This window comes from Pseudomonas sp. BB438 (assembly GCF_057180225.1).
Window position 1 is genome coordinate 4,778,532 of record NZ_CM170001.1, and the last position, 12,755, is coordinate 4,791,286.

Sequence of the window (12,755 nt, forward strand, 5' to 3'; positions counted from 1 at the left end):
GGCCATCAGAGCGGCAGGGCGCAGGAGCCGGGAAATCAGCGCGGCAGGATCACGACGCTGCCGTCGGACTTGCGCTGCACGCGCACCTCCAGCAGCACCGGCAAGGCAGCAAGGAAGTCATCCGGGCGGGCCAGGCGCACGTTGCCGGAGATGGGTTTCCGCGCGAGACGCTCGTCACCCAGGCGGATGGGCGCGGCGCGGTAGTTCGACAGTTCGTCCACCAGCGCGCCCAGCGGCTGGTTGTGGAAAGCAAGCATGCCGTCGCGCCACGCGCCGATGGAGGCGACCGGCACACGGTCCACCTGCGCCTCCCCTGCCCCGCTCGACAACCGGGCACGGTCGCCCGCCGTCAGCGTCTGCTCGCCCGACGCACCGAGCTGCGCCTGCAACGCCACCTTGCCGTGGCGCACGGCGACGGTCAGCCCGCCGCGCTCGCGATGCACATCGAAACCGGTGCCGAGCACCCGCACCCGGCTGTCGCCAGCGGTCACGCGGAAGGGGCGCTTTGCATCGTGAGACACTTCGAAGTAGGCCTCGCCCCGCAGCAACTGCACATCGCGCAAGCCCTCGGAGAAGTCCAGGCGCAATGCCGAATCCGCCGCCAGGAACACCCGCGTGCCGTCGACCAGCGTCACCTCGCGCTGCTCGCCCGGTGCGGTGGATTGCACCTGCTGCGGATCAGCCAGGCGGCCACCGCTGAAGTCGTTGGCCAGCAGCAACGCCGCGCAGAACACACTGGCGGCGGCGAGCCCGCGCCAGGGCAGAGGGGGCCGGCGGCGCGGCGCGATAACAGGCCGGCGGATCTGGTCGAGATCGCTCCACAGCTGCTCGATCTCGCAATAGGCCCGCGCGTGGGCCGGGTCCTCCGCCAGCCAGTCGGCAAGGGCCTGGCGCTCGCGGGCGTCACGGGTACCCGAGCGCTGTCGGCTGAACCACTTGGCGGCCAGTTCGTCGATCACCTGCTGGCGTTCTTCTTGCGGCGTCATGTGTCGCCCTCACCCTGGACCTGTCGCTTGCAGTGCAACAGCGCACTGGCGACGTGCTTCTCCACCATGCTCAGTGAAATCCCCATGCGCCGCGCCACCTCGGGCTGCGACAGGCCGTCGAACTTGTGCAGGATGAAGGCCTCGCGGCGCCGCGGCGGCAGGCTGTCCAGTGCCGTGGAAAGCTGCCGCAGGTAGCGTTGTCGCTCGAACTGCACCACGGGTTCGCCCCCTTCGGCGGCCGGTTGCTGGTCAGTGTCCGTGGCCTCTTCAGGCTCGCCGGCGAAGCGCCGGGAGCGCTGCCAGTGGTCGCGCAGCAGGTTGCGCGCGACCTGGAACAGGAAGGCGCGCGGCTGCTCCACTTCATGCCGCGAAGAAGACTTGAGCCACTGGGCGAAGGCGTCCTGGGCAAGATCGGCGGCGTCCGCCGAGCTGCCCAGTTGCTTGCGCAGGAAGCGCAGCAATTCGCCGTGGAAGGAGCGATAGGCCTGGGACACCGAACGGGAGAAACGCTCATCCATCGACGCACGCCTCCCGGCGTCGCCGCCCTGCCCCATGCTTGCCCACTACCACGTCGCCCCCAGAGCCGAGGCGCTTGGCCTTCGGCAACTATCGAATTGCACAAATGATAATACATATCATTTGCGAAATTGAAGTCGAACGAGAGCGATGGATAGCAAAAGGCCGCCTCGCGGCGGCCTTCGGGGAACTCAGACGTTGGCGATACGCGCCCTGCGCGCCCGGTAGCTGCGCAGCAACGACGGCGCCAGGGCGGTGAGCGCCGAGCCACTGACCACCAGCAACGCACCGACATAGGCCAGGCCGTTGAGGTCTTCGGGGCGCACGAAGTCCGGCCACAGCGAGGCAGCCAGTGCCACCGAGGCGAAGGTCACCAGCGGGGTGATCGCCAGGGTTGCGCTGACTCGCGAGGCCTCCCAGTGCGCCAGTGCCTCGGCGAAGGCGCCGTAGGCCACCAGGGTGTTCAGGCAGCAGGCCAGCAGCAGCCAGCCCTGCAACGGCGACAGGTGCAGCGCCTCCAGCGGATGCGCCCAGGGCGTGAGCAGCGCGCCGCAGCCGAGGTAGATCACCATCATCACCTGCACCGACGTCCACTGCGTCAGCAGCTGCTTCTGCGCCAGGCCGTAGAAGGTCCAGATGAAGGCGGCGAAGACCACGATGAGTACGCCGGTGGTGTACTCGCCGAGCGAGCCGAACAGCTCCGCCAGGCGCTGATTGAAGAACAGCCCGAAGCCTGCGATCAGCACCACGAGACCGAGCGCCTGGCCGACGCTGAAGCTCTCCTTGAAGACGAACAGGCTGCCCAGCAGCAGGAGGATCGGCGCGATCTGGATGACCAGTTGCGTGGTCCCCGGCGTGAGCATGCGCAGACCGACCAGGTAGCAGACGTAATTGCCGGTCAGGCCGAGGATGGCGACCAGCACCAGCCCCTTGCCGCGCTTGCCCAGAGGCGAGAAGCGCGGCAACTGGCGGGTGAAACCGAGGTAGATGAGCAGCAGACCACCGGACACCACCAGGCGAAACCAGGTGACGGTGATCGGGTCCATGACCTTCAGGACTTCCTTGAGTTTGATCGGCAGGATGCCCCAGAGGACGGCGGTGACCAGGGCCAGGAACAGACCGAACTGCCAGCGGCCGGATGAAACGTGCATGAGAGCCTCGACGCGTGTGCGGTCCGCCATGCTATGTCATGGCGGTATCGCCCCATAGGAACAGTTGCGCTGTGCAACTGTTCCGGTCATCCGCCGACAACGCGGCGTTGCAGGGAGTCAGATCAGGGTCGAGAGGCGCAGCAGCCACCAGATCAGGATGATCAGCTGGACGAAGAAGGCGGCGAAGCGCACCCACACCGCCAGCGCCGAGGTGCTGAGCAGATGCACCACCGACTGAACGATGCGCGCGACCAGCAGGGTCGGCGCCAGCGGGTCGGTGATCACCACCTGCTGGGTGACCATGGCGTAGAGCAGCACGGCGCAGAACAACGGCACGTTCTCCACGCAGTTGGCGTGGGCGCGCACCAGGCGCTGGCCAAAGGTGCCGGGGGTATTGCTGCCATCGGCGGCGAAGACGTTGACCTTCATGCGGCCGGACATCACCAGCAGGCCGCGCTGGTTGACCAGCAGCAGGACCAGCAGCACGGTCCAGGCGACCAGGCCGAGCAACGCGAAGGCAGAGGGACTCAGGGACATGCGGGACTCCTTTCTCTTGTTGGTGTGAGCGGAGTCTAGGGGAAGTAGAGCAATTGCTCTAGGCACGAATTACCGGCGCAACGGTGGGCTCCTCGTAGGATGGGTGGAGCTTGCGATACCCATCGAGCCTCGCGCCGACAGCATAGGTATCGCTGCGCTCCACCCATCCTACAAAAGCACCCGGTGCGTGCCGGAAGCGGTCGTGCAAAAGAAAAACGGGCAGCCCGTTTCCGGGCTGCCCGTTGAGTTCCAGCGCCGCACTCACAGCTTGGCGATGGAGACCTCGGTGGACTTCACGAAGGCGATCACTTCGCTGCCGATGGCCAGTTCCAGCTCCTTCACGGAACGGGTGGTGATCACCGAGGTGACGATGCCGGCAGCGGTCTGCACGTCGATTTCCGACAGCACATCGCCTTCGACGATTTCCTTGATGGTGCCTTTGAACTGGTTGCGGACGTTGATGGCTTTAATGGTCATGGCGTAGCTCCTTGGGAGAATGGGGTCTTCGAACGAACGTTGGATCAGAGCGCCCAGCGCAATTGCGTGGGCAGTGGGGATACAGGTTCCGGCTCGGGCGGCTGGGCCGGCAGCGACAGCACGCGCTCGAGCACTTCGGCTTCCAGCGCGGCCAACCTCGCCGAGCCACGGGCACGCGGGCGGTGCAGCTCGACGTTGAGGTCCAGGCCGATCTCGCCCTCCTCGATGAGGATCACCCGGTCGGCGATGGCCACGGCCTCGCTGACATCGTGGGTGACCAGTAGCACGGTGAAGCCATGCTGCTGCCAGAGGTTCTCGATCAGTTGCTGCATCTCGATGCGAGTCAGGGCATCCAGCGCGCCCAGCGGCTCGTCGAGCAACAGCAGGCGCGGCTGGTGGATCAGCGCACGGGCCAGGGCCACGCGCTGCTTCTGGCCACCGGACAAGCCCGCCGGCCACTCGTTGGCGCGGTCGGACAGGCCCACCGCTGCCAGCGCTTCCAGCGCTTTCGGACGCCAGTCGCCCTTGAGGCCCAGGCCAACGTTATCGATCACCCGTTTCCAGGGCAGCAGGCGCGAGTCCTGGAACATCAGGCGGGTCTCTTCGCGGGCGCTTTCCAGCGGCGCGGAGCCAGCCAGCAGTTGGCCGTCGCTGGCCTCATCCAGCCCAGCCAGCAGGCGCAGCAGGGTGCTCTTGCCGCAACCGCTGCGGCCGACGATGGCGACGAACTGGCCAGCCGGAATCCGCAGGTCGATGCCCTTGAGCACTTCGCGTTCGCCGAAACGCTTGCGCACGTCTTCCAGCGCCAGCGGGATGCCTTTCTTGAGTTGCTGGGGCAGCTGATTGACTGCGTTCATGCCGCACCTCCCTTGACCTGATAGGCCGGGTGCCAGCGCAGCCAGATGCGTTCCAGGCCGCGGGCGGCAAGGTCGGCGAGCTTGCCGAGCACGGCGTAGAGCAGGATCGCCAGCACCACCACGTCGGTCTGCAGGAACTCCCGGGCGTTCATCGCCAGGTAGCCGATGCCGGAGTTGGCGGAGATGGTCTCGGCGACGATCAGGGTCAGCCACATGAAGCCCAGGGCGAAGCGCACGCCCACCAGGATCGAGGGCAGCGCCCCCGGCAGGATCACCTGGCGGAACAGCGCAAAGCCGGACAGCCCGTAGCTGCGGGACATTTCCAGCAGGCCCGGATCGATGTTGCGGATACCGTGGTAGGTGTTGAGGTAGATCGGGAACAGCGTGCCAAGGGCGACCAGGAATATCTTCGCCGACTCGTCGATGCCGAACCACAGGATCACCAGCGGGATCAGCGCCAGGTGTGGCACGTTGCGGATCATCTGCACCGAGCTGTCGAGGAAACGTTCGCCCCACTGCGACAGGCCGGTGATCAGGCCCAGCGCCAGGCCGATACTGCCGCCGATGACGAAGCCGACGGCGGCGCGCCAGGTGCTGATCGCCAGGTGTTGCCAGAGCTCGCCGCTGACCACCAGGTGGTAGCCGGCTTCGGCCACGGCGCTGGGCGCGGGCAGGATGCGGCTGGACAGCCAGCCGAATTCCACCGCCAGCTGCCAGATGACCACCAGGCCCACCGGCAGGGCCCAGGGCGCGAGGCGCTGGGCGATTGTATTGACGTTCTTGTTGCTCACTTTCCGTTCTCCCGTCGGAGCGGGCCATGCCCGCGACCTTCGACGCTTCGCGGGCATGGCCCGCGCCTGCATGTCACGTTCACCCGTTGGACGGCGCCGAAACGCCGCCCCGCTGGTCCGGCCCTCAGCTGGCCGAGGTAGCCTTGGGCAGGATGTCGTTGGCGACCATCTCGCCGAACGGGCTGACGTAGCCACGCGCCTGCGGTGGCTGAGCCTGGGCCAGTTCCAGGTGCGGGAAGAGCAGTTCGGCAACCCGGTAGGACTCTTCCAGGTGCGGGTAGCCGGAGAAGATGAAGGTGTCGATGCCGAGATCCGCATACTCCTTCACACGGGCCGCCACGGTCGGGCCATCGCCCACCAGCGCGGTGCCCGCGCCGCCACGTACCAGGCCGACGCCCGCCCACAGGTTGGGGCTGACTTCCAGGTTGTCCTTGTTGCCGCCGTGCAGGGCGGCCATGCGTTGCTGGCCGACGGAATCGAAGCGCGCCAGCGAGGCCTGGGCGCGGGCGATGGTGTCGTCATCCAGATGGGAGATCAGGCGGTCGGCGGCCTGCCAGGCCTCCTCGTTGGTCTCGCGGACGATCACGTGCAGGCGGATGCCGAAGCGCACGCTGCGCCCCTGTTTGGCGGCCTTCTCGCGCACCTGGGCGATCTTCTCGGCGACGGCGGCCGGCGGCTCACCCCAGGTCAGGTAAAGCTCGACCTGCTCGGCGGCGAGGTCCTGGGCGGCATCGGAAGAGCCACCGAAATACAGTGGCGGACGCGGCTGCTGGATTGGCGGATAGAGCAGCTTGGCGCCCTTCACCTGCAGGTGCTTGCCGTCGTAGTCGACGGTCTCGCCTTCCAGCACGCGGCGCCAGATGCGGGTGAACTCGACCGAGGCTTCGTAGCGCTCGGCGTGGCTCAGGTGCAGGCCGTCACCGGCCAGCTCGTCCGGGTCACCGCCAGTCACCAGGTTGAACAGCGCGCGCCCACCGGAGAGCCGGTCGAGGGTTGCGGCCTGGCGGGCGGCCACGGTCGGGGAAATGATGCCCGGGCGCAGGGCGACCAGGAACTTCAGGCGCTGGGTCACCGGGATCAGCGAGGCGGCGACCAGCCAGGAATCCTCGCAGGAGCGACCAGTGGGGATCAGCACGCCGCCGAAACCGAGGCGGTCGGCAGCCTGAGCGACCTGTTGCAGATAACCGTGGTCCACGGCGCGGGCGCCTTCGGCGGTGCCCAGGTAGTGGCCGTCGCCGTGGGTCGGCAGGAACCAGAATATGTTGAGACTCATCGCAGTAACTCCAGATAAGCGCGCCGGCGTGGCGTAGCCGCGCGATGATGGGTTTGGTGTGTTTCGTGTTGCTTTGCTTCTCGCGGTCCCAACTTTCTGCACCATCGAGAGCCCCTCTCCCCGCCCTCTCCCTGAAGGGAGAGGGAGCTATCCGAGCCGGCTGACACATCAGCTTCAGCCGGCGCCGATCCGGTCCCCTCTCCCTTCAGGGAGAGGGTTAGGGAGAGGGCAGTACCAGGTGAATCAATTGTTAGCGGCGGCCACCTTGGCCGGCGCCGTCCACACCACGTCCTTGATGCTCAGTTGCTTGGGAATGAGCTTCAGCTGGGTGAAGGTGTCGGCGATCTTCTGTTGTGCGGCAGTGACCTCCGGGGTGATCGGCTGGGCGCCGTAGCCCTGGCGTTTCACCGCGGTGAAGGTGATGTCCGCCGACAGGCCGAGCAGCGGCGCGACCTGGTCGGTGACCTGCTGCGGGTTCTGCTGTGACCACTCGCCCACCGAGCGCACTTCGTCGATCAGGGTGGTGATCACCTGCGGGTGGTTGGTCGCATAGGGGCGGGTCGCCAGGTAGAACTGGTGGTTATCCACGAGACCGGTGCCATCCACCAGGGTGCGGGCGGAGAGTTGCTTCTCGGCGGCGGCCTGGTACGGGTCCCAGATCACCCAGGCATCCACGCTGCCACGCTCGAAGGCGGCGCGGGCGTCGGCCGGCGGCAGGTAGACGGGCTGGATATCGGTGTATTTCAGGCCGGCCTTCTCCAGGGCGCGCACCAGCAGGTAGTGCACGTTGGAGCCCTTGTTCAGGGCGACCTTCTTGCCCTTGAGCTCGGCGACGGATTTGATCGGCGAGTCCTTGGGCAGGAGGATCGCTTCGCTGGTCGGCGCCGGCGGCTCGTGGGCGACGTAGACGAGATCGGCGCCAGCGGCCTGGGCGAATACCGGCGGGGTTTCGCCGGTCACGCCGAAGTCGATGCTGCCGACGTTCAGGCCTTCCAGCAACTGCGGGCCACCGGGGAATTCGGTCCATTGCACCTTGACGCCCTGCTCGGCCAGGCGCTTCTCCAGCGTGCCACGGGCCTTGAGCAGCACCAGGGTGCCGTACTTCTGGTAGCCGATACGCAGGGTACCGGGTTGTTCGTCTGCCTGGACGTTGTAGGACAGGGCCGCGATCAGCAGGGCCGCCAGTCCACTACGCAAAGTGAGGGTCCGCATGGGAGTGCTCCTTTATCGAGTGTGCTTGCCGGACCTGCGGTCCCGTTGTCGGGACGGTGAGGGCCTTTTCTTGTATGACGCGGGGGACGCTTGCCGGGTTGGGGCTGGGCGTTCGCCTGCGTTGAAGGTGTCGGTCAGATGCTCCAGCGGGCGTTGATCAGCCGTTCGTTGAGCAGGTTCGGGTCGATGGGTTTCGGGCGGCGCGCGAGGGCACCGTGGAACTGTTCCAGGGATTCCAGCAGACGGTGTTCGAGGGTGGATTCCAGGCGCGCCGGGGTATTGCCCTCGGGGTATTGCACCTGGCTCTCCTCGGCGAACACGCCGTGCAGGGTTTCCTGGGCCTTCAACGCAGCGAGCACCGGCTTGAGCGCATAGTCCACCGCCAGCATGTGGGCGTTGCTGCCGCCAGTAGCCAGGGGCAGCACCACCTTGTGCGCCAGCGCCCGCTCCGGCAGCAGGTCGAGGATGACCTTCAGCGCACCGGCGATGGATGCCTTGTACACCGGGGTGGAAATGACCAGGCCGTCGGCGCGCAGCACCTGCTCGATCAGCTCGACGACCCGCGGGCTGTCGAAGCGTGCATGCAGCAGGTCTTCGGCCGGGAAGTCGTGCACGCTGTAGGAGCGCACCTCGGCGCCGTGGGCGTGCAGCCAGTTCCGCGCGACGTCCAGGAGGACACCGGAACGGGAACGCTGGCTCGGGCTGCCGGCAAGGGTGACTACATACATCTGCACGCTTCCTTATAACGATCAGAGCGGTACAAATGCCGCCCTGCTAACCAATGTGCATAGACCTTAACAGGCAACCTCATATTCCAATAAATGTTATTTATTCATTTGGTTATGCATTTTTGTTAGATAAACGAGCACACCCTGCGCGCGAACCGCGGGCAGGGTGCATCGCTGGAGGAACTGGTGGGCGTCAGATGACGTGAGACTGGTGCAGCTCGGTCAGCGCTTCACCGCGCAGGAAGGCCAGTTCCACGGCGCGTCGGTCACGCGGGCGCGGCAGCGGGACGGGAAACTCACGGCGCAGTCGGCTGGGTGTGCCGCCCAGCAATAGAACGCGATCACTGAGATAGAACGCTTCGTCGAGGTCGTGGGTGACCAGCAGGATGCTGATGTCGTATTCCAGCGCCAGTTGCTGGATCAGGTCCTGCAGGCGGATGCGGGTGAACGCGTCCACTGCGCTGAAGGGTTCGTCCAGCAGCAGCACCTGCGGCCGGCCATAAAGGCCACGGGCGATGGCCGCGCGCTGGGCCATGCCGCCGGAAAGTTGCTTGGGCAGCAAGCCGCCCTTGCCCTCCAGCCCCACATCGCGCAGCAGGTGCTCGATGCGGTGGTCGTCCGCCAGCCAGCCGTCGGCAAAGCCGATGTTCTGCGCCACGCTCAGCCAGGGCAGCAAGCGCGGTTCCTGGAACACCACGCCGACGCCACCACCGCCACGGCCGCTGTCGCCATCCGGGCCGAAGCCCAGCAGCGGATTGCGCTCCAGCGAGCCGGAAAACGCATCGTCGAGCCCGGCAGCGATGCGCAGCAGCGTGCTCTTGCCGCAGCCGCTGGGGCCGAGCAGGCTGACCACCTCGCCCGGCGCCAGGCTCAGGCTGACGTCGTCCAGCACCCGCACGCCGGAGAAGCTCTTGCGAATATCACGCAGTTCCAGCAGGGCGCTCATCAGTTGTCTCCATGGCCGGTGAAGGTGTCGCGCCAGGCCAGCGCACGTTGCTCCAGCGCCTTGAGCAGGCTGTCGCTGAGCTTGCCGAGCACCGCCAGCACCAGGATGGCGGCAATGACGATGTCCGGCCGCGAGGTTTCCCGGCCGTCGCTGAGCAGGTAGCCCAGGCCACGGGTGGCGGCGATCAGTTCGGCAGCGACGAGGAACATCCAGCTCAGGCTCAGCGCGCCGCGCAGGCCGGTGAACAGGCTCGGCAACGCCGCCGGCAGGAGGATGCGCCGCACCAGGGCAAAGGCTGACAGGTGATACAACCGGCCCAGCTCCACCCATTTGCGGTCGACGTTGCGCACGCCGGCCACCAGCGAGAGATAGACGGGGAAGAAGGCGCCCAGGGCGATCAGCACGATCTTCGGGGTTTCGTCGATGCCCGGCCAGAGCAGCAGCAAGGGCACCCACGCAAGGCTGGGGATGGCCCGCAGCGCCTGGAAGGTGGGTTCCAGGTAGGCCTCGGCGCGTTGGCTCAGGCCCACCCAGGTACCGAACAGCACGGCCGCCGCGGCACCGATGAAGAAGCCGGCAGCGACCCGCGCCAGGCTGGCGGCGACGTGTTTCCAGAGCTCGCCCTGCGCCAGTTGCCAGAGGGTCAGCGCGACGCTGCTGGGCGCCGGCATCTGGTGCTCGGCCAGCCAGCCGACACGCACCGACAACTCCAGTACCGCGCACAGCAGCAGCGGTACCAGCCAGGCACGCCAGCTCAGCCGTGGCCAGCGCAGCCTCAGTGCGCGACGCTGGCGTGCCAGGCGCAGGCTCTGGGCAGGCATGGGTTATTGCCCCGCCGTGGCGACGGCGGGCTTGCCGATCACTTCGCCCGCCAGTTGCGGAGCAATCAGTTGATCGACCACGGCGGTGACATCGGTGCCCGGACGCACCAGTTGTTCGTCCAGCAGGATGGGTGCGGCAGCCTTCAGTGCGGCGACCTGTTCGGCACCCGGCAACGGCTTGCTGAAGTCGGTGCGCGAGAGTTGCAGCTTGGCCACCTCCAGCGGCAGTTTGGCTTCCTCGGCGAGCAGCTTCGCAGTCTCCTCCGGGTGCGCCACGGCCCACTGGCGCGCTTCTTCATAGGCGGCGATGACCTGCTTGATCAGCTCCGGCTGTGACTGCTCGAATGTCTCGGTGACGCTGAGCACGCCGTAGCTGTTGAAGTCGACGTTGCGGTACAGCAGCCGCGAACCGGCCTGCAGCTCGCTGGCCGCCATGTGCGGGTCGAGGCCAGCCCAGGCGTCCACCCTGCCCTGCTCCAGCGCGGCGCGGCCGTCCGGGTGCTGCAGGTGGACGATCTCCACGTCGTTCTTGTCCAGCCCCGCCTGCTGCAGGCTGCGCAGCAGGAACAGGTAGGGATCGGTGCCCTTGGTGGCGGCGATCTTCTTGCCCTTGAGGTCGGCGATGGATTTCAGCGGCGAATCCTTGGGCACCACCAGTGCAGTCCACTCCGGGCGGCTGGCGATGTAGACGGTCTTCAGCGGGCTGCCATTGGCGCGGCTGAGCACAGCGGCGAGACCGGCAGTGGAGGCGAAATCCGTGCTGCCGGCGTTGAGGTATTCGAGCGAGCGGTTGCTGCCCTGGCTGAACACCCAGCGCACCTCGGTGCCTTGCGGCTTGAGGGATTTCTCCAGCCAGCCGAAGTGCTTGAGCACCAGGCTGGTGGGCGCGTAGTAGGCGTAGTCCAGGCGCACCTCTTTCGGGGCGTCTGCGGCATTGGCGGGGCTGTTGTAGGCGCCGATCGGCAGGCTCGCGAGAAGAGCGACGGCCAGGCTGCGGCGCCAGGTGGAATGACCCATGGTCTTCTCCTTGGCGTGGGCTGACGTCTTCTTCCCGTTTGGCGGGCAAGTCAGAGCTTGAATAAAAAGGCGCGGCGTGGTCCGCGCATGAAAGATAAAAAATGGGCCGGCGAACCGGCCCGATTTCCGCTCGAGGTTGAAACTCCGCTCTCCGAAACGCGCGAGCTAGAGCCAGGCAAGGCGCCAGCGGCAGTGAGCGCGGAGTGTGCTACAGCACATGAGCAGCTCGCTGTCGTTGGCAACGCAGGCTGGCCGACGCGCAGCCACTTCGGATCACTTGTTCGGTTGCGGCGTCAGGCGCAGGTAGGGCTTGATCGCACGGTAGCCCTTGGGGAAACGCTGCTTGATCTCGTCCTCGTCCTTGAGCGAGGGCACGATCACCACATCGTCGCCGTCCTGCCAGTTACCCGGCGTGGCGACCTTGTGGTTGTCGGTGAGCTGCAGCGAGTCGATGACGCGCAGGATCTCGTTGAAGTTGCGCCCGGTGCTCGCCGGGTAGGTGATGGTCAGGCGCACCTTCTTGTTCGGGTCGATGACGAACAGCGAACGCACGGTGAGGGTGTCGTTGGCGTTCGGGTGGATCAGGTCGTACAGCTCGGACACCTTGCGGTCGGCGTCGGCGATGATCGGGAAGTTGACCACGGTGTTCTGGGTCTCGTTGATGTCGTCGATCCACTTCACGTGGGAGTCCACCGGGTCAACGGACAGGGCGATCACCTTCACGCCCTTGGCGGCGAACTGGTCCTTGAGCTTGGCGGTCAGGCCCAGCTCGGTGGTGCACACCGGGGTGAAGTCGGCCGGGTGGGAAAACAGAATGCCCCAGCTGTTGCCGAGCCACTCGTGGAAACGGATGCGGCCTTCGCTGGATTCTTGCTCGAAGTCGGGGGCGATGTCGCCAAGTCGCAAGCTCATGGGTCTCTCCTTGTTCGTGTTGGTAAGCACTATGCACAAGGTCTTTACGCATTAAAAAGAATATATTTTGATTTTCTTATAACCAAAATAAACATGAATTTTTCGACCCTGTCCGGCGGCAGCGGCCGCCGGACACTGAGCATAGTCAAGGGAATGTGAAGCCCACTCGAGCGAGTGTTTCACCGCTGAAACGAATGGCTGCCGTTCGTCGACATTCCTTCGCAGCCCAGGCGAGACGGGGCTTTGCGACATACACTCGATTCAATTAATCCTTTCGTTCGGGAGGTCAGCTCATGTTGGGACAACGCGTCGGCGACGGCCAGGCGGCCACCCATTACCGCAGCGACCGGATCAGTGCGGTCAATGGCCAGTACTTCTTCTCGACCCGCGAGGGGACCCTCGAGGGGCCCTACTTCACCCGCTTCGATGCCGAGCGAGAGGTGATGCTGTACATCACCCGCATGCAACAGGCATCCGACCTGTTCGCCCGCGTCGGACGCTGATCGCCACCGGTTCAACCGCAAGAACCTC

The 12,755-nt window shown here is 66.0% G+C and carries 15 protein-coding genes; 1 reads left to right on the plus strand and 14 read right to left on the minus strand.

Annotated features, from left to right (window positions below):
- Positions 1-35 precede the first annotated feature (35 nt).
- The 14 genes from AC1ZV1_RS21895 to AC1ZV1_RS21960 form a co-directional block, all read right to left on the minus strand.
- Complete coding sequence (locus tag AC1ZV1_RS21895) at positions 36-986, minus strand: FecR family protein (protein ID WP_484293600.1); 951 nt, start codon at positions 984-986, stop codon at positions 36-38.
- Positions 983-1,504 (minus strand): sigma-70 family RNA polymerase sigma factor, encoded by a 522-nt coding sequence (locus tag AC1ZV1_RS21900; RefSeq protein WP_484293601.1) that lies wholly within the window; start codon positions 1,502-1,504, stop codon positions 983-985. The genes AC1ZV1_RS21895 and AC1ZV1_RS21900 overlap by 4 nt, the downstream gene beginning before the upstream one ends.
- Before the next feature lie 189 nt (positions 1,505-1,693).
- Complete coding sequence (locus AC1ZV1_RS21905) at positions 1,694-2,653, minus strand: DMT family transporter (RefSeq protein WP_484293602.1); 960 nt, start codon at positions 2,651-2,653, stop codon at positions 1,694-1,696.
- A gap of 117 nt (positions 2,654-2,770) precedes the next feature.
- Positions 2,771-3,190, minus strand: a complete 420-nt coding sequence (locus AC1ZV1_RS21910) for an MAPEG family protein (RefSeq protein ID WP_484293603.1) — start codon at positions 3,188-3,190, stop codon at positions 2,771-2,773.
- Between the two features lie 261 nt (positions 3,191-3,451).
- Positions 3,452-3,667 (minus strand): TOBE domain-containing protein, encoded by a 216-nt coding sequence (locus AC1ZV1_RS21915; protein WP_017517652.1) that lies wholly within the window; start codon positions 3,665-3,667, stop codon positions 3,452-3,454.
- A 44-nt stretch (positions 3,668-3,711) separates the two neighbouring features.
- A complete protein-coding gene (gene ssuB / locus AC1ZV1_RS21920) occupies positions 3,712-4,524 on the minus strand; it encodes an aliphatic sulfonates ABC transporter ATP-binding protein (RefSeq protein WP_484293604.1) in 813 nt (270 codons plus the stop codon).
- Positions 4,521-5,291, minus strand: a complete 771-nt coding sequence (gene ssuC / locus AC1ZV1_RS21925; RefSeq protein ID WP_484297603.1) for an aliphatic sulfonate ABC transporter permease SsuC — start codon at positions 5,289-5,291, stop codon at positions 4,521-4,523. Before ssuC ends, ssuB begins: the two co-directional genes overlap by 4 nt.
- A gap of 148 nt (positions 5,292-5,439) precedes the next feature.
- Positions 5,440-6,588, minus strand: coding sequence for an FMNH2-dependent alkanesulfonate monooxygenase (ssuD, locus tag AC1ZV1_RS21930; RefSeq protein WP_484293605.1), 1,149 nt, complete (start codon positions 6,586-6,588; stop codon positions 5,440-5,442).
- 243 nt (positions 6,589-6,831) lie between these two features.
- A complete protein-coding gene (locus AC1ZV1_RS21935) occupies positions 6,832-7,800 on the minus strand; it encodes a sulfonate ABC transporter substrate-binding protein (RefSeq protein WP_484293606.1) in 969 nt (322 codons plus the stop codon).
- A gap of 134 nt (positions 7,801-7,934) precedes the next feature.
- Positions 7,935-8,528, minus strand: a complete 594-nt coding sequence (ssuE, locus tag AC1ZV1_RS21940) for an NADPH-dependent FMN reductase (RefSeq protein WP_169940776.1) — start codon at positions 8,526-8,528, stop codon at positions 7,935-7,937.
- Between the two features lie 193 nt (positions 8,529-8,721).
- The gene (locus tag AC1ZV1_RS21945; protein ID WP_484293607.1) at positions 8,722-9,474 is read right to left on the minus strand and encodes an ABC transporter ATP-binding protein; all 753 of its coding nucleotides are present in this window, start codon (positions 9,472-9,474) and stop codon (positions 8,722-8,724) included.
- The gene (locus AC1ZV1_RS21950; protein WP_484293608.1) at positions 9,474-10,295 is read right to left on the minus strand and encodes an ABC transporter permease; all 822 of its coding nucleotides are present in this window, start codon (positions 10,293-10,295) and stop codon (positions 9,474-9,476) included. The genes AC1ZV1_RS21945 and AC1ZV1_RS21950 overlap by 1 nt, the downstream gene beginning before the upstream one ends.
- Positions 10,296-10,298: 3 nt before the next feature.
- Positions 10,299-11,312: an aliphatic sulfonate ABC transporter substrate-binding protein gene (locus AC1ZV1_RS21955; protein ID WP_484293609.1), complete on the minus strand. Its 1,014-nt coding sequence runs from the start codon at positions 11,310-11,312 to the stop codon at positions 10,299-10,301.
- Between the two features lie 273 nt (positions 11,313-11,585).
- Positions 11,586-12,224: a peroxiredoxin gene (locus AC1ZV1_RS21960; RefSeq protein WP_484293610.1), complete on the minus strand. Its 639-nt coding sequence runs from the start codon at positions 12,222-12,224 to the stop codon at positions 11,586-11,588.
- A gap of 293 nt (positions 12,225-12,517) precedes the next feature.
- Here AC1ZV1_RS21960 and AC1ZV1_RS21965 point away from each other — a divergent pair, with 293 nt between their 5' ends.
- Entirely contained in the window at positions 12,518-12,727 is a 210-nt protein-coding gene (locus AC1ZV1_RS21965; RefSeq protein WP_081519197.1) for a DUF6316 family protein, read from the plus strand.
- Positions 12,728-12,755 lie beyond the last annotated feature (28 nt).